This is a genomic window from Streptomyces sp. CA-249302 (assembly GCF_050936785.1).
Lineage (GTDB): Bacteria > Actinomycetota > Actinomycetes > Streptomycetales > Streptomycetaceae > Streptomyces.
The window spans coordinates 184,238-201,873 of record NZ_JBNJMG010000001.1 but is presented as its reverse complement, the minus strand read 5'-3'; the positions used below and the strand labels follow the sequence as shown (position 1 = coordinate 201,873).

Below are 17,636 nucleotides of genomic sequence, written 5' to 3'. Positions count from 1 at the left end.
TCACCAGCCCGACGCGGTGTAGACGACGGCCCGGACGGCCTCGTCGCCCCAGGCGAGCTCCCGCAGCAGCGCCGCGGTGCCCTCCTCCGGGTCGATCAGACTGATCCCGCGCCGGGCGTACTCACGGCCCAACTCCGGTGTCACCATGCCGTGGTGGCCGCCGGTGGGCGCCCACGGCCCCCAGTGCACGGTCAGCGCACGGCGACCGGTGCGGGCGCTCCAGTCGGCGCCGAGGCTCTCCAGGGCGTCGTTGGCGGCGGCGTAGTCGACCTGCCCGCGGTTGCCCAGGACGGCGGAGATACTGCCGAACAGCACAGTGAAAGCCGGCCCGTTGGGCAGTTCCGCCAGGGCCGACAGCAGGGTCCCGGCGCCGTCCGTCTTGGTGCCGTAGACCCGCTGGAAGGACTCGGCGGTCTTCTCCGAGACGAGCCGGTCCTCGATCACCCCGGCCGCGTAGACGACCCCGTCGAGGCGGCCGTGCTCGGTGTAGATCTCCTTGATCGCCTGGAGGGCGGCATCGGGTTCGCGGAAGTCGACCGAGTGGTAGCGGGCCGTGCTGCCGAGCGCCGTCAGCTCGGCCAGGGTGGCGGTGATCTCCCGCTGGGCCAGCAGGAGTTCGGCGGTCCGGTTGATCTCGGCGGGCGACCGGCCGCCCTGCGCGGCGAGGGCCGCGCGGAGCTCGGCCGGCGTGCGGGCGGCGGCGGTCGCCGCCTCCTCGGGTCCGGCCGACGCGGGCGTACGGCCAAGGAGTTCGATTCGGCACCGGGAGGCCGCGGCCAGTGCGGCGGCGAACTTCGCGGTGATGCCCCGCGCGCCGCCCACCAGCAGCACTACCGAGTCGGGGCCGAGCCCGAGCGCGGCGGCCTCGGCCGCGCCGTCCCCGGCCGGACCGGCGCCGGCGGTGGCGATGGTGCCGAGCGGTGTCTCGGTCATCTCCAGACCGTGGCGCCCGGCGGCGGTACGGACCACGACCGGGGCCGTGTCCTCGGCCGCCAGCTCGGCGAGGAGAGCGTCGGCGACGGCGGCCGGGGTCGTGTCGTCGATGTCGACGATCCTGGCGAGGGCCTCCGGGTACTCGCGCTCCACCGTGCGGAACAGGCCGTGCAGGCCCGCCGCGCGCAGACGGGGTCCGGTGCCGCCGACGGGGCGTACGGCGATCAGGCGGCGCGAAGAGTGCCGTAGCGCCGCCTGGATCACCGGAAACGCGTGCGGCAGCACGGCCGGGCCGGCGGTCGCCAGCGGGTCGAGGAGCAGCACACCGTCCAGCCGGCCGTCGGCCTCGGCGACGAGGTGGTCGGAGGCGCGGACGGCGACCTCCGCGCCGTGGACGCCGAGTCGGTCGGCGACCTCGCGGGCCACGGACCCGGTGTCGTCGTCGCCGAGGAGGAGGAAGCGCCGACCGGTGAGTGCGGGGGCCGGGCCGTCCTGGTGGGGGAGGAGGACGGGCTTGAGCTGGAAGCGCTTCGGGGCCCGCCCAGGGGTCTCCTCGGGAGCCTGCGGTTCCGGTTCGGGAGCGGCGGCGGTCCCGGTCAGCCGGGCCGACAGCCAGTCCGTCACCGAGGCCGCCGTACGCGCCTTCGCCAGGTCCTCCAGCTCGGCGTCGTCCAGCACGGTCACCTCCCCGCCACCGACGCCCAGCCGTTTGGCCAACTCGCCCGCGATCTCGGCCCGTTTGATGGAGTCGACGCTGAGGTCCGCCTCCAGGTCCAGGTCGGGCTCGATCATGTCGACGGGGTAGCCGGTACGGTCGCTGATGATCTCCAGGACGAGGCCGAGGACATCGGTCCCGGCGGGCGAGGCGGGGGCGGGATCTGCGGCCGACTCCGGTTGGGGCTCAGGGAGTTGGGGCACGGCGACGGGCACGACCGGGGCCTCCGGCACCGCGAGTGCCGGTACGGGTGCCATGGGCACAGGGGCGGCCGGCACCCACTGCCCGGCCGCCGCGCCGCCGAAGTACGTCAGCAGGACGTCCCGTTGCGCGGCGACCATGTCCCGGCTGGTGCGCAGGAACTCGGCCACCAGGGCGTCCCTGTTGACCTGACCGGGCTGACCGCTCGGGTCGGCCGGGAGATTCGTCGTCACTGTCGTCTCCGCTACACGTCGGGCCGGTGCGAGCGCACCGGGAAGGAGGTCTCCGGCCGCGGTCCGGACCAGGTGGCCGTCGACCGTCCAGCCGGGACGTCGGGGCGCGGGCGTCTTCGTCGCGTCGACGGCGTCCCGCCCCTGGAAGAGCCATCCGGTCCGCACCGGCACCCCGGCCACGGCGAGTCGGGCGAGGGCGTCGAGCCAGCCGCGCAGCCCGCCGCCGGGGCGCGGCTCACAGGCGACGACCTGGTGCGGGCGGTCGCCGAGGATCTGGCCCACCAGCCGGGTCAGTACGGTGCCGGGGCCCGCCTCGACGAAGATCCGCGCCCCGGCCTCGTACATCGCCTCGATCTGCGCGACGAAGCGGACCGGGGCACCTATCTGGGCGGCGAGTTCCGCGCGGACCTCATCGGGGTCCTCGGCATAGGGGGCGGCGGTGCGGTTGGACCACACCGGGAACTCCGGCGGTCGCACGGGCGTGTCCGCGAGCACCCCGGCGAAACGCTCGCCCGCGCTCGCGACCAGCGGGCTGTGGAAGGCACAGGCCACCGGGATCCGCTTGGCGCCGAGTCCGGCTTCGCGGAGCAGTCGTACGGCGGTGGTGACTGCGTCGGTCGGGCCTGAAATGACCGTCTGGCGGGGTGAGTTGTGGTTGGCGAGAACGACGGATCCAGGGGCGCCGGTCTCCCGCAGGGCCCGTGCCACGTCGTCCGCGTTCGCGGCGACGGCGGCCATGGTGCCCGGGTCGGCCTCGCCGGTGGCACTGTCGGCCCCGGTGGCGCCGGTGGCCGCGAGGATCGCCGTCGCCCGCTCGGCGCTCAGCGCCAGCAGCGCCTCCGGGTCGATCGCCCCGGCCGCGCACAGCGCCGCCAGCTCGCCGTAGCTGTGCCCGGCCGCCATGTCGGGCCGTACACCCGCAGTCGTGAGCAGTGCGTACGCTGCGAGGGAGGTGATGCCGAGGGCGGGCTGGGCGACCCGGGTGTCGGTGAGATCCGCCTGCTGCCGGTCGCGGCCGGCGTCGTCGAAGGCGGTCGGTGGGTACAGGGTGTCGGCGTGGTCGCGGCCGAGGTGCAGATAGTGCTGCAACTCGGGGAAGGCGACGAAGACGTCGGCGAGCATGCCGGGGCGCTGACTGCCCTGACCGGGGAAGAGGAAGGCGACCTTGCCGGGGCACGGGGCATCGGACCGCCCGGCGTCGGAGGCCTGGGCCGTTACGGTGCGTCGGTCCGCGAGCCGGGATCCCTCGGCATCTGCTGCTGCCGTCGGCCCTTCCGCCGCGAGGTGAATCCCGGCCCCCGGGTCGTGCTCACCCGCCAACGCCCGCCGCAACTGCCCTGCCAGTCCCGCCACTTCGGTGGCGACGATCGCCACCTGCACCGGCTCCTGTCGGGCGTCCGACTTTCGGGACGCGGCGAGGGCCAGGTCCCGCAGCCGCCACGGGGAGCCGTCGGCCTCGGCCGCCTCGAGGACGGTCTCGATGGCCCGGCGGGCCCCCGCCAGGTCCGCTCCACGGAACGTGAGCAGCTCGGCGGGCCATGCGTCCAGGCCCTGCGCGGGCGGCACCGCATCGCCGTAGGCCGCGATGACGGCGTGGAAGTTGGTGCCGCCGAAGCCGAAGGCGCTCAGGCCCGCGAGCCGTTCGGCGGGCGGGGTCGCCCAGGGGCTGGCCCGGGTGTGGAAGACGAAGGGGTTCTCCGTCTCCTGCCAGGCTGCGTTGGGGCGTTCGATGTGCAGTGTGGGCGGCTTGACCCCGGCGTGCAGGGACAGCACGGTCTTGATCAGGCCGGCCAGACCGGCGGCACACTTCGTGTGCCCGATCTGCGACTTGACCGAGCCCAGCGCACAACTGCCCGCTGTGGCCCCGGACTCGGTGAACACCTCGCTGAGGATGGTCAGTTCGGTGCGGTCGCCGACCACGGTCCCGGTGCCGTGCGCCTCCACGAGGCCCACCTCGGCCGGGGAGACCCCCGCGTTGCGGTAGGCCCGGTGGAGCGCGGCCCGCTGGCCCTCCGGCCGGGGCGCGGTCAGGCCCAGCGAGCGGCCGTCGCTGGAACTACCGACGCCCTTGATCACGCCGTAGATCCGGTCGCCGTCCCGCTCGGCGTCGGCGAGGCGCTTCAGGACCACGCAGGCGACTCCCTCGCCCAGCGCGATGCCGTCCGCCGAGCCGTCGAAGGCCCGGGAGCGGCCCGTGGGGGAGAGGGCGTGCACGGAGGAGAAGAGGACGTAGTCGTTGATGCCGTTGTGCAGGTCGGCGCCCCCGCACAGCACGACGTCGCTGGTCCCGCCTACGAGTTCCTTGCACGCCACGTCCACGGCGGCCAGCGAGGACGCGCAGGCCGCGTCGACCGTGTAGTTCGCGCCGCCGAGGTCCAGGCGGTTGGCGACCCGGCCGGAGATGACGTTGGCGAGCATGCCGGGGAAGGAGTCCTCGGTGAGGTCGGGGAGCTGCTGTGCGAGGCCGTCGGGGACCTTGCCGTAGTAGGAGGGCAGGACGGCCCTGAGCGTCGTCGCGTTGGAGAGGTCGCTGCCGGCCTCGGCGCCGAAGACCACGGAGGTCCGGGAACGGTCGAACTCCCGTCCCCGCTCGCCGTATCCGGCGTCCTCCAGCGCGCGCCGGGCCGCTTCGAGGGCCAGCAGCTGCACCGGTTCGATGCTCCGAAGAGAGGTCGGCGGGATGCCGTACCGCAGCGGGTCGAAGGGGATCTCGGGGAGGAACCCGCCCCATTTGGAAGGGGTGGCGCCGGTGCCGTCCCCGGACCAGTGCACGGCCGGGTCCCAGCGCTCCGGCGGGACCTCGCGGACCGCGTCCCGGCCGCCGAGGACGTTCGCCCAGAAGGTGGCGAGGTCGGGGGCGTCGGGGAACATGCAGGCCATGCCGACGACAGCGATGTCGAGCGGGGCCGGCGCGGGGGCGGTCTCCAAATCCTCGTCTGGGCCCAGGAGTTCACTGGAGCGGGCCGCGAGGAAATCGGCTGCGCCCGCCGTCACCGCACGGTGCAGCTCGGCCACCGTCGTGGTCGCCGAGCGCAGCACGGCGACCTCGCCGGCCATGAACATCCCCTCGGCGAGCTGGCGTTCCTCGTCCACGGCGACCAACGTGCCCTCGGCGTCTCGCTCGACGCCCTTGCTGGCGATCCGCAGACGGCCGACGTTGAGCCGTTCCAGCTCCTCCCACACCTGCCGGTCGGGCACGCCCCGCTCCCGCAGCGCAGCCTCGAACTCCCGGAAACCGTCGCTGAACGCGCTCGGCACACAGCGGGTGGCGTGGCCGGGGGCGGTCTCCAGGAGGGCGGTGCGAGTCGCCCGTACCACCCCGTCCTGGAACAGCGGCTGGATCGCCCCGCCCCGCACCGCCTCCTCGGTGAAGAGGTAGGCGGTGCCCATCAGTACGCCGACCGAGGCGCCCCGCGCGGTGAGCGGGGCGGCCAGCGCCGTGATCATCGCCGCGGAGCGCTCGTCGTGGATGCCGCCCGCGAAGTACACCTCCAGGCCGTCCACCGCCGAGAAGTCCTCCAGGACGGCGAGTTGGGCCTCCCACAGCGGGAAGCTCGCGCGGGGGCCGACGTGGCCGCCGCACTCCGAGCCCTCGAAGACGAAGCGGCGGGCGCCCGCCTCCAGGAACTGGCGCAGGAGCCCGGGGGAGGGGACGTGCAGGAAGGTGCGGATCCCGGCCGCTTCCAGCGCGGCCGCCTGGGAGGGGCGGCCGCCGGCGATGATCGCGTGGGTGGGCCGTGTCTGCCGTACGGCTTCCAGCTGGGCGTTCCTGGTCTCCTCCGGCGCGAAGCCGAGGATCCCCACGCCCCAGGGGCGGTCGGCGAGGGCTTCTCGGGTCTCCGCGAGCATGGTGCGGGTCTGGTCGCCGGATGCCAGGGCGAGGGCGAGGAAGGGGAGGCCGTCGGCCTCGGCGACCGTCGCGGCGAAGGCCGGCCGGTCGCTCACGCGGGTCATGGGGCCCTGGGCGATGTGAAGGTCGGCGGGCGGGTTCCGCAGGGCTTCCTCGATCGCGGTCGTCAGCGCGCGGACGGCTGTGCCGGTGTCCTGCCAGCGTTCGGCGAAGCGGGCCGCGAGGAAGCCGTCCTGGCCCATGGGCAGTGCGATGGACGCAGCCACGCGACCCTTGGGGGTGGGAGGACCCGTCGCCCGTCCACGACGCGCGTCTCCGAACCGTCCATCGTGCGCAGCGAGGCCGCCACCGATTCCGGCACCGCGGACTCCCGCAGCAGAGCCAGTTGGGTGTCCAGGACCACCCCCGCGGCCCCGCCCGCAACCGCGGCGGCCGCCGTGTGCGGGCCGATGCCTCCGCAGGCCCAGACCGGGATGTCCACGGTGGACAGCAGCTGTTGGAGCAGGACGAACGTGCTCAGTTCGCTCACCCGGCCACCGCTCTCGTGGCCGCGGGCTATCAGGCCGTGGGCCCCGGCGCGGACGGCCGCGAGTGCCTCGTCGAGGTCGGTGACCTCGGCCAGGACACGGCAGGAGGCGGGGACGTCCGCGAGGGCCAAGGGAGCATCCGGGGCCAGGACCACCGTCGTGGGCCCCTCCGCCAGCTCCGCGGGGGCGATCCGGCAGCCGGGGCCCACGCGGACGCCGTACGCCCCCGGTGCCCAACGGCGCAGCCGCGCCAGGGACTCTCTCGCCCTGCGGTCGCCGGAACCCAGGTCAAGTATGCCGAGGGCGCCGGCTCGGCCGACAGCGGCGGCGAGTCTCGCGTCCGGTTCGTTGAAGGGGGTGATTCCAATGATCAGGTCTTCGGCGCGCAGGGCAGACGTCATGGTTCTCCGAATGAACGGTGAAACTGCACGGTGGGGGTACGGCCTGCAAGACGAATCAGCGCTAAAGCAGGCAGCCATATCTGCGGAAACCCGTAAAGCAACTGATTGAAAGCTAGCCCACATATTACCCACGGGTCAACGCTGGTCACCTGTTTCACGGGGATGTCGTACCGGCGCAAATCCGCCTGGACCGCTCGGTCTAAACGTCCGGAAATTCGGCTATTTCCTGTTGGGGTCCGCCCGTATTCACTTGTGTCTCATGTTGTGGAAACACGCCGGTAAGGATGGATGGACTGCGTAAACATTGAATGTCGACGCCTATGACTTGAGATGCCGAAGGGCGGGCGGCGCACAGGGTGCGCCGCCCGCCCTTCGGCCGTTCGTCCGGTCAGGGTTGCAGGGGCATGGACCAGCAGTTGGAGGTGGCTGCCTTGCCGCCGAGCCGGTCGGTCAGCCAGGCGATGGCGTCGCCCTGGTCGGTGAGGAGCGGGGCGAAGTGGTTCAGGAGAGCGCTTCCGACGCTCGGCAGTACGACGGGCTTGTACGTGACGTCGGCTCCCTTGCGGCACCAGTCGACGGCGAGCTGCCGCGCCTGGGCGTGCGGAACGAGGTTGTCGCTGACGCCCGTTGCCAGCCGGACGGGCCCGGACGGCTTGAGCGTGCCGATGCGCTGGCTGTCCAGGAAGGCCTGCAACGCGGGCGTGGCGGCGATGATGTCGCTGATGGACTGGCCGTCGGTCGTCCACTTGGTGCTCTTCGAGTATGCGTAGCCGAAGAGCGCGTCCCCGACGCACATGGTCGACAGGTCGCTGAGGGCGGCCTTGCCGGCGGCGTTGAGGTGTGCCTCGGCGATGGGCTTGAGCGAGGGGTCGGACTGGAGGAAGCCGTTGAGCGACCAGCCCAGCGCGCCGGCCAGTTCGCTGCCGTCGATGGCCTTGGTGACCGAGGTCAGATCCGCGGGCGGCGCGCCCGCGTAGGTGCCGGAGAGGGTGACGTCGGGGGCGTAGGACGCCTGGAGTTCGGCTGCGGAGGCCGTTGCTCCACCACCCTGGCTGTAGCCGAACAGGCCCACCGGGGACGCGGCGGTGACGGAGGCGCCGTCGACCTCGCGGGCGGCGCGGACCGCGTCCAGTACCGCATGGCCCTCGTCGACCCGGTTGACGTACGTGTGCAGCCGGTCGGTCGCGCCGAGGCCGACGTAGTCCGTGACGACCACCGCGATGCCCTTCGCGAGGAGGCGGTAGACCGCCAGGTCCTCGTAACCGACGGACGTGGTCTGGCCGTTGAACGTCAGCGGGTGTTCGAGTCCCAGGGACGCGGCGCACTGGTCGCCCTGCCCCATGGTGCCCGGGGCCACCGCGACCAGGGGGCGCGGTCCGTTGCCCTTCCAGGCGGCGGTCGGCTCGATGTAGGCGCCGGTGACGGCCACCGGCTGACCGCCCGAATCCGTGGACCTGTACATCAGGCGGGTCGCGGTGCCGGGGAGCGGCCCGTCCAGGCCGGGCAGGCTGAGGGCGAGCGGGAGGGCCTCGGTGCGGATGAGGGAGCCGTTGGCTGCGGGCAGTTCGGTGGGCGGGTTGTAGAAGGCGGGGATGGTGACGCCCCGGGAGACCACCTCGTCCGACGCCGTGGCGGCGGTGTCCGTGAGGGCCTGGGCGCCGAGGCAGGCGGCGGCAGTGACTGCCGCGGCCAGTATTCGTCTGCGTGCGGGCATGGCGAACCTCCTGTGAAGCGGCCGGCAGAGAGGTGCAGGGGTGATTGCGGCACGGGAGCGCGGCCGTCCCACGGGCCGGCTCTTGCCGCAGTGAAGTGGTTCGCCAAAACCCTACGCACGAGTAGGTTACTCGTGGTAGCACCGCGTAGGTTACGGTTCGGTAATTTGACAGATTGTCTAACTGGAGTGCTGGAGCCGTAGTCGCGGTCAGGTTGCTGACGGATCGCTCGGCCAGTCCAGCCAGTCCAGGGCCGCGTCTCCCATGATCCACCGGAGGTCGTCCGCGCCGAGGAACGACAGGGCGTCGGTGAACAGCTCCACGTTCTCGCGGTAAGGGCACGGCAGTCGGGTCCAGTCGCTGCCCCACAGCATCCGGCGCGGACCGAAGGCGTCGAACACGCGCTCCAAGGGCTCGTGCAGGTCGAGGAACGGAAACGGCAGCCGCGAATGGCAGGGGACTGCCGTGGCCTTGACGGCGACCCGTGGATGCCGCGCCAGCGCGAGCAGATCCGTGAGGTGTGCGAACGCCTCGGGGGACTTGGCATCCACCGGCACGGCCAGGTGGTCGACGATCAGGCGCAGGTCCGGGAAGCGCCGGGCGACCTCGCCCAGGGCGGCGCTCATGCCGGGTGCGTAGACCATGACCGGCAGCGCGGCGGCGTTCGCCGCGGCCCAGAACCAGTCCAGTTCGCCGGCCCGGAACAAGGACCGCCAAGGGTCGCGATGCAGTGTCAGCCGGACGCCCAGGCTGCCCGGCCGGTCCCGCCAGCGGGCCAGCGGCTCCGCGTCCGCGGCGGAGGCCAGTGGGATACGGCCCATCACCGCCAGCCGGTCGGGATACCGGGCCGCGGCCGCCCATGCCAGATCGTTGCGGTCGCCCTCCCAGGACGGCGGCACGAGAACCGCGCGCCGCACCCCCGCGGCGTCCAGCACCGCGAGGGTCTCGTCCACTGTGACCGGTCCTGATCGGTGGGCGGTCGCCGCGCCACCCGGCGGCCACGGCCGGGCCGGGGTGTCGGCACCCCAGATGTGGACCTGCGCGTCGACCAGTCTCATACCTGCGCGGGCACGCAGCGGTGCGGTGACAGGTCGCTGATGTACTTGGCCTCGATGCCCGACTTGTTGAGGTAGTCCAGGCAGAGCGCGACCCGCTGGACACGCTGACGGATGGTGTTCTCGTTGACCGGGTCGTGCGGGTGGGACTGGGCGCTCGCCCCGATCTTCAGCATCATCGGCGCGCAGATCTGCACCAGTTCGGGCACCTCGTAGAAGCGGATGAAGCCGCCCTTGCTGCCGTAGACGTCCGTCGGCAGGTCGATGGTCAGCTGCGGGGAGCCCCTGCGGATCTCCTGGAGCACCCCGAGCCCGAGGTCGTGGGTGGTGGTGACGCTGTCCGCGCCGTTCTCGGCGTAGATCCGCGAGGTCATCGGGTTCGACACGATGCAGTGCGAGGACGCCTTGAGCATGAGGTCGGCGGGCAGTTCGCCGGCCGCGCGCATGTCCGACAGCAGGCGGATGACGCCGAGGTCGTACGAGATCAGGCCGCGGCAGCCCAGCTCGGTCAGCCGGTACGCCTCCTCGACGCTCTGCGCGATCGCGTCGTTGTTGTTGATGCGCCGGCCCTGGGAGGCGCCGAACCCGCCGCGGTAGAAGGCCGCTTTACGGTCGTACTCCGGGCGCGGGCCGAGCGCGAACACCATGCCGACGCCGTTGTCACGGCACAGGTCGAGCATGTCCTTGACCTCGGCGTCGGACAACAGCATCGCGCCCAGCGTCTCGTTGAAGCGGGTGACCGGCAGGTCCTCGGCCTGCAGCAGGCGGAGCGTCGCGTCGAGCACCTTGAAGCTGTTGACGACCGGGATCTCGACGCCGTAATGACCGCCGTCCGCGAACTCCTCTCCGGAGGGCTCGAGTTCGATCTCGTCGCTGTAAGGCAGGCCGTTTTCCCTCAGGTACCGGCGGGCCCGTGATGCGCCGCGGGTTATGGCGGATCCGAAGTCGCTCGACATGTTTTCCCTTTCTGAATCTGAACCCGAAGTGATTCCAGTAGCGCGATCCGAGGCTAGCGGCGGTGTTCGGCACAGCGCGGAGTCCCGCGAATCTGTAGCCGAATCTCCGGTCCGCGCAAGCCGCCGAGTATCCGAAGGATTCGATTTCTCGACATCTGTTTTCCTGCCAGGTACTCGTAGCTGCAACGGACTTCGGGCCATGAGGAGGGCACGGATGAGCCATGCCAATACCGCGACCGTCGGCCTGCTGCACCCCGGCCGGATGGGCGCCGGGTTCGGCGGCGCACTGGCCCGCGCGGGTCACCGGGTGCTGTGGTGCCCGGCGGACCGAAGCGCCGCGACCGCGCGGCGGGCCGCGGAGTTCGGCCTGGAGGCGGTGGACGACCTGGCGCAACTCGCCGCGCACAGCGACGTGATCGTCTCGATCTGCCCACCGCACCACGCGCCGCAGGTCGCCGCCGCGGTCGCCGGGACCGGATTCCGGGGACTTTTCCTCGACGCCAACGGCACCACCCGCGCGGTGCTGCTCGAGCTGGCCGGAAAGCTCTCGGCGACGGACATCCGAGTCGTCGACGGCTGCGTCATCGGACCCTGTCCCCAGGACGCTCCGGGCGTCCGCCTGCATCTCGCCGGCGACAAGGACGACGTAGCGCGGATCGTCTCGCTTTTCGACGGAACCGGAATTCGGGCGCTGGACACCGGCGGCCAACTCGGCGCCGCCTCGGCCCTCAAGACGTCCTACGCCACGTATCAGAAGGTCGCCTACGTGCTGGCAGGCATCGCATACGCATACGCGGACGCCCACGGCGTCATCGAACCGCTCATCGGGGAGGCCTCGTTGATAACCCGTTCGCCTTTGACCGAAGTACTCGAGGACGAAATGCTGCCCAGCGTCGCGTCACGCGCGTGGCGATGGGGGCCCGAACTCACGGAATGCGCCGAGGCCTTGCGCGAGGAGGGTCTCCCCTGCGACGTCGCCGATGCCGCGGTGCGGGTGCTGGAGCGCTGGTTCCCGGCCCGAGACGCGTTCGACGGGGACACCCGGCGCGCCCTCGACCTGCTGGGCGGCCGGCTGTGAGCGCGGCGGAGGAGTCCGTGCGCGCGGAAGCCGTGGTCGTCGGGGCCGGGCTGATCGGCATGTTCACCGCCCTCTCGCTGGCCCAACGGGGCATCGACGTCGTGCTGATCGACGACATCGTCAACCAGAAGCGCAGCTTCAAGGTCGGGGAGTCGTTCCTGGTGTCCACGGCCCTGCCGCGCACCATCGGCCGGCTCGACAAGTTCCTCGACGAGGAGTGCTTCGTCAAACTCGGGGTCTGGTTCACCGAGGGCATGGAGGGCGCCGAGACCTTCGCCCCACGCAGCGAGTGGAGCATCGCGCCGCTCAGCGAGCACACCCTCACCCAGTCGTCGGAGGACCACCGGGACCACTACCTCTTCAAGAGCGCCGAGGACAAACTCTGGTTCCGCTGCCTGGCGGTGGACCAGCAGATCGTGCGCCCGGAGGCCGAGGACGAGATCCGCGCCACGGTGCGCGCCCACCCGCACATCCGCTTCCTCGACAGCGCACGGGTCGTGGACGTGCACGTCGAGCCCGACGCCCCCAACACCGTCCGCTGGGCCGACCGCACCGCCTCGACGGACGGAGAGGTGGTCGCCGACTGGATCGTGGACTGCTCCGGGCGCAACCGGATGCTCGCGCGCAAGTTCGGCCACGCGATCGAGAAGGAGATCATCGCGCAGGACGGGTTCCAGACCACCTCGATCTGGGGCCAGTTCAACGACATCACCGACGAGCAGTTCGCGCCGGTCTGGGAGTACAAGGACCCGAACGGCGGCTCGACCCCCCGCGACAAGTACACCGTCCACCTGTGGGGCGAGGGCTACTGGATCTGGGTCATCCGCCTGTCCAAGGACCGCATCAGCGTCGGCGTGATCTTCGACCAGCGGATCCCGCTGCCCGGCGCCACGCCCCGTGAGCAGTTCTTCGGTCTCATCGACCGCTATCCGGTGCTGCGCGACGTGCTGACCGAGGAGCGGCTGCTGGAGTTCCGGATGTACCGCAACACCCAGTACATGACCGACACGTTCGTGCACCCCGACGGCTACGGCATGGTCGGGGACTCCTCCTCGATCATCGACGCCTACTACAGCCAGGGCATCGGCCTCTCCTGCCAGCAGCTGTGGCACCTCACCAACGTCATCGAGTCGCACGTGCACGGCGGCACGCTGGAGCGCGCGTACATCGACCGGATCAACCGCAACGCGCGGCAGGACTGGCTGATGATCCGCAACATGCTGCGCGACAAGTTCACGCACGCCATCCAGGACCCGCGCTACTTCCTGCTCACCCATCTGCTGGACCTGGTCGTGCTCTGGTCCACCGGAACCGCGCGCTCCGACTTCGCCAGCTGGCTCGTGCGCACCGACGGCGAGACGAAGCGCGAGGGCACGCGGGAACGGCGATTGCGCCGCCGACTGAGCAAACGCCTGTTCTACAGCAGGTCCCAGCCATGGGCCTGGCTGCCGCCCGAGACCGTGCAACGGGTCCAGTCCCACCTGCAACGGAAGATCGCCGAACGGGCGCGCTGGCGGCTGGACCACGACAGCGAGGTCCCCGGCTTCCACTGCCAGATCTCCATCGCGCGTCCGCTGCCGCGCCTGTGGCGCGCGTTCACGACCCGCGCGACGGACGTCGTGGACATCTCGCCGCTCGACCAGATCGCCCCCACGGCGATACGCCGGCCTTCAGCCCGACGCCCCTTGGCGCACCGGCTCCCGATGAGCGTCAACACCCGCCTGACCTGGGTTCTCAATCTGCGCACCCACGGGGTCATCGGCATCTTCGTCTACGGCTACCTGCTGGACGCGGCGGACACGGCGGTACGCAAGGCCCGCCACCGCCTCTCGGGCGGTCGCCCGGTCACGGCCCCGGCGGACGGCACCGGCACAGCAGAGGCGGAGGTGCCCGCCGAGCAGCTCCCGCCCACCGCCACGACCCCCTCATGACAGCCTGACCTGCCCGAGTACGGCAGTCGATCACCCAAGGAGACAGGTCCACGATGCTCGACGACTCGACGACCGCCGCGGTCCTCGCCGCGCTCGCCGTGGCCGCGTTCACCTGCGCGCTGTTCGGCGCGGGGGCGCGGGCACTGCGGCAGCCTCCGGTGATCGGACAGATCCTCGCCGGGATCGCGCTCGGCCCCAGCCTCCTGGGCCGGCTGCCCGGGGATCCGACCGCGCGGCTGTTCCCGGCGCACGTCCTGCCGTACCTGGGCATGCTCGGGCAGGTCGCCGTGACGGTCTTCATGTTCTCCGTCGGACACGAACTGACCGCCCACCGCCGCCAGGCGGCCGGCCGAACCGTGGCCGCGGTCTCCGTCGGCGCCCTCGTGGTGCCGATGGGCCTGGGCGCCGCCCTGGCCGTGCTGGGGCGTGCCTCGTTGGGCGCCGCCGGTGAACCGGGGGCCGGCAGCGGCACGTTCGTACTCTTCATCGCGGTGGCCGTCTCCATCACCGCGCTGCCGGTGCTCGCCGCGATCGTCCGGGACCGCGAGCTCGACGGCACCCGCACGGGCACGGTGGCGCTGGCCGCCTCGGGCCTGATGGACGCGGTGGCCTGGCTCACCCTCGCGGCGATCACGCTCGGCGCCCGAACCACGGGCGGGCGGCGGGACGGGATACAGCAGGTGGGCCTGCACCTCCTCCTGCTGCTCGCGCTCGCCGTGGCGCTGCTCGGTGTCGTCAGGCCGCTGCTGCGCCGCTGGATGCGCAACCCCGGGACAGCGCCGTACCAGCTGCCCGTCGCGTTCGCCCTCGCCGCGGGGTCGGCGGCGGCGACCACCGCCCTCGGGCTGCACGCTGTCTTCGGCGGTCTGCTCGCGGGTGCCGCCATGCCGCACCTGCGGGAGCGCCCGGATCCGAGCGCCGATCCGAAGTCCGATCCCAGGTCCGATCGCACCCCCGTCCCCTTCCTGACGGCCTCCATCCACGCGGTCGAGACCCTGCTCCTCCCGCTGTTCTTCGTCACCACCGGTCTCGCCCTCGACGTCGGATCGCTGCGCCTCGGCGACTACGTCCTCCTCGTGGTCGTCTGCGCCGTCGCCTGCGCGGGCAAGCTCGGCGGCGGGTACCTCGGCGCCCGCCTCGGTGGCCTGCCCCGGCAGCCGAGCGCGACCGTGGCCGTCCTGCTGAACACGCGTGGCCTGACCGAACTCATAGCCCTCAACCTCGGCCTGGCCTCGGGCATCATCCACGAGCGCCTGTTCACCGTCCTGGTGCTGATGGCCGTCATCACGACGCTGATCACGAGCCCGCTCCTGAGCGTCCTCGGGCACCGCGCGAAGCCGCGACGGGAGCCCGGGTCCCACCCGGTCGAGCCCGCCGCGGCTTCGACTTCGGCACGGTGAGCCGTTTCTACGGGACGAGGACGGGCTTGATGACCCGGCCCGCCAGCATGTCCCGTTCGGCTTCGTTGATCTTGCTCAGTGGATAGGTCTCGATCAGCCGGTCGAACGGGAAGCGGCCCTGCTGCCACAGGGCGATCAGCTCAGGAATGAAGTCCTGCGGCACCGAGTCGCCCGCGACGATGCCGGTGAGGGTCTTGCCGGTGCCCAGCGTCAGGGTGTCGATCTCCAGCGTGCCGTTCAGCACGGCGACCAGCCCCATGGTTCCGGTGGTCCGCAGGGCGGCGATCCCGGCGGAGACGACCGCCGGGACACCCGTCGTGTCGAGGCCGTACTGGACGCCACCGCCGGCCGCCTTCCGGATCTGCTCGGTGAGGTCCGGCACATCGCCGCGCAAGGTGTCGGTGGCGCCGAACTCGCGGGCCAGGGACAGCCGTTGGTCGTTGAGGTCGACCGCGACGATCCGGGTCGCGCCGGCCACCCGGGCGGCCATCACGGCGGACAGGCCGACGGAGCCGACGCCCAGGACCACGATGCTCGACCCCGCCTGGACCCGCAGGGAGCGCAGCACCGCGCCCGCACCGGTCTGGACGCCGCAGCCGAGCGGCCCGAGCTTCTCCAGGGGCAGGGACGAGTCCACGACCACCACGTTGCGTGCCGTCGCGATGGCGTGGGTGGCCAGGGAGGACTGGCCGAACCAGCGGCCGGCGATCTGCTTCCCCTCGCTGTCCCGGAGCGTCGTCGACCCGTCCGGACGGACCCCGACCAGGTTGCGCGGGGTGAAGGTGTCGCAGCAGGTCGGATGCGCCGCACGGCAGTTGGCGCACTCGCCGCAGGAGTCGAAGGAGAGCACCACGTGGTCGCCGGGCCTGATGCCCGCCACCCCGGCGCCGACGGCTTCAACCACGCCGGCGCCCTCGTGGCCGAGCACCATCGGCCGCACCGCCGCGTACATCTCGCCGCGGGCCATCCCCTCCGTGTGGCACAGCCCCGTACCGGCGATCCGCACCCGCAGTTCGCCGGGCCCGGGTTCGGTGAGCCCGACCTCCTCCAGCGTGTAGTCGCCGTCGGCGGAGCGCAGCACCGCCGCGGTGGCCCTGGTCATGCTGTCGGTGGGGTCGGGGACCCGGGTGAGGTGGAAGTAGAAGTCCACCGGTTCCCCCTTCTTGTCCATGATCCCGAGCATCACGTCGTCGGTGAGCCGGCGGAAGTGGTCGACGATCGGCAGCTGGTCGTAGACCATCGCCGCCGACTGACGGCCGTGGAAGACGACCTGACGGATCGTCGCGAGCCCCATCTCCTCGAAGGAGTAGACGGTTCCGTCCTCGCGGGTGCACAGCAGGGGCTCCACGTGCTCCTCGCTCACGAAGCGCTTGCCGTACCACCGCATCTGCTCCATCAGGCCGGCGTTCTCCGTGCCCCGCTCGAACCAGCCGCCCTTCCACGTTCCCTTGAGGAAGTCGGCGTCGACCGGCTCCAGCCGGTCGTAGACCCCTTCCAGGGTGGCGTTGTCGCATTCGCCGTTGGCGGCGACGATCTCCAGGATCCGTTCCACGGAAGTCATCTCTCGGGTTCTCCTGACTGTGGGTTTCTCCACGTCGGTCGACTCGGTGGCGTCATGGCGCGGACGGACCGGGTCGAAGTGTTCGTACATGCGGGTGTGCCAGAGCAGCACTCGTTCCAGGGCCACGGCCGGGCCGTACCCGGTCGCGGTGAGCGGGGCCAGTTCGACGCGGCAGTCCTCGAAGCTCTCGGCGGCGGCGCGGCGCGCCTGCTCCTCGCTGAGGCCGATGGCCAGGGCGTCGACCTGTCCCTCGGCCTGCTCGCGCCGGTGGCCGCGCAGGTCGTTCACGAGGCGCACGGCCTTGGCGGCGTGCCGCAGCGCACCGCGCAGGACGGGGAGCCGCCGGGACAGGTCGGGCTCGTCCATCAGCGCCCACAGCGCCGCCAGTTGCTGCTCCACGCCGATGGACCAGGAGGCGTAGAGCAAGTAGGTGTCGAGCCGCGGGAGTTCACCGCGGCCGGCCGCCTCCGCGGCCTCCCTTTCGAGCCACATGCCGGTGAGGGTCTCCTGCATGCTGTCCTGCCAGAACGCCTGCAGGTCGGAGCGCCCGGCGCGGTGCAGGTTCGTGCTGATCTCCGCCAGGGCGAGGGCCATCGGGTCGTCCGGGGCGGCGGGACCGCCCTCGACGATCCGACGCCAGTCGTCGATCCGGGCGGCGAGCCGCTCGGGGGCCGCGCCGGGATCGTCCAGCACATTGTCCAACGCCATGAGCCACATGGTGAGTTGGGAGAGCTGGTAACAGTGCGCGGCGGGCAGCCAGGGGGCGAAGAACACGGCCTGGAGACACATCAGCGGTACGAGAGCCCGGTCGACGGGCAGATCGAGTTCGCGCACCCAGGCGTCGAGACGCGGCATGTTGCCCATGGCGGTGGAGCAGTTGTCCGCGATGCCGAGGATCTCCTGCGGCGGATGGCCGACGGCGGCGCCCGCCCGGGGCACTGTCCCGGTGCTCATCCGAGGTCTCCCTGGCTGAGGAGTCGGCGTCCCGCCTCGGCGCGCAGGCAAAGGTCCGGGCCGAATTCGACCGGGTGCGCAAACTCACTCGAACCTGTGGACTGATTCGTCCGTGCCCATGGCAGGTCC

Annotated in this window: 9 protein-coding genes; 3 read left to right on the top strand and 6 right to left on the bottom strand. The window is 71.7% G+C overall.

Annotated features, from left to right (window positions below):
• From ACQEWB_RS00895 to ACQEWB_RS00875, 5 genes are all read right to left on the bottom strand, one after another.
• The gene (locus ACQEWB_RS00895) at window positions 1–6,198 is read right to left on the bottom strand and encodes an SDR family NAD(P)-dependent oxidoreductase (RefSeq protein WP_432825937.1); all 6,198 of its coding nucleotides are present in this window, start codon (window positions 6,196–6,198) and stop codon (window positions 1–3) included.
• Window positions 6,099–6,860 carry a nitronate monooxygenase gene (locus ACQEWB_RS00890; protein ID WP_432825935.1) on the bottom strand — a complete coding sequence of 254 codons (762 nt, stop codon included), beginning with the start codon at window positions 6,858–6,860 and terminating at the stop codon, window positions 6,099–6,101. Before ACQEWB_RS00890 ends, ACQEWB_RS00895 begins: the two co-directional genes overlap by 100 nt.
• Before the next feature lie 388 nt (window positions 6,861–7,248).
• Entirely contained in the window at window positions 7,249–8,574 is a 1,326-nt protein-coding gene (locus ACQEWB_RS00885) for a lipase family protein (RefSeq protein WP_432825933.1), read from the bottom strand.
• A 207-nt stretch (window positions 8,575–8,781) separates the two neighbouring features.
• Window positions 8,782–9,630 carry an amidohydrolase family protein gene (locus tag ACQEWB_RS00880; RefSeq protein ID WP_432825931.1) on the bottom strand — a complete coding sequence of 283 codons (849 nt, stop codon included), beginning with the start codon at window positions 9,628–9,630 and terminating at the stop codon, window positions 8,782–8,784.
• Complete coding sequence (locus tag ACQEWB_RS00875; RefSeq protein WP_432825929.1) at window positions 9,627–10,583, bottom strand: hypothetical protein; 957 nt, start codon at window positions 10,581–10,583, stop codon at window positions 9,627–9,629. The genes ACQEWB_RS00880 and ACQEWB_RS00875 overlap by 4 nt, the downstream gene beginning before the upstream one ends.
• A 214-nt stretch (window positions 10,584–10,797) precedes the next feature.
• Here ACQEWB_RS00875 and ACQEWB_RS00870 point away from each other — a divergent pair, with 214 nt between their 5' ends.
• From ACQEWB_RS00870 to ACQEWB_RS00860, 3 genes are read left to right on the top strand one after another with little or no spacing between them, the layout of a single operon-like run.
• Window positions 10,798–11,661, top strand: coding sequence for a DUF1932 domain-containing protein (locus tag ACQEWB_RS00870; protein WP_432825927.1), 864 nt, complete (start codon window positions 10,798–10,800; stop codon window positions 11,659–11,661).
• A 17-nt stretch (window positions 11,662–11,678) separates the two neighbouring features.
• A complete protein-coding gene (locus ACQEWB_RS00865; RefSeq protein ID WP_432825925.1) occupies window positions 11,679–13,592 on the top strand; it encodes an NAD(P)/FAD-dependent oxidoreductase in 1,914 nt (637 codons plus the stop codon).
• A 53-nt stretch (window positions 13,593–13,645) separates the two neighbouring features.
• Complete coding sequence (locus tag ACQEWB_RS00860; RefSeq protein WP_432825923.1) at window positions 13,646–14,992, top strand: cation:proton antiporter; 1,347 nt, start codon at window positions 13,646–13,648, stop codon at window positions 14,990–14,992.
• Between the two features lie 7 nt (window positions 14,993–14,999).
• On the opposite strand, the gene ACQEWB_RS00855 is transcribed toward ACQEWB_RS00860, so the two are convergent.
• Window positions 15,000–17,507 (bottom strand): zinc-binding dehydrogenase, encoded by a 2,508-nt coding sequence (locus ACQEWB_RS00855; protein WP_432825921.1) that lies wholly within the window; start codon window positions 17,505–17,507, stop codon window positions 15,000–15,002.
• Window positions 17,508–17,636: the final 129 nt, after the last annotated feature.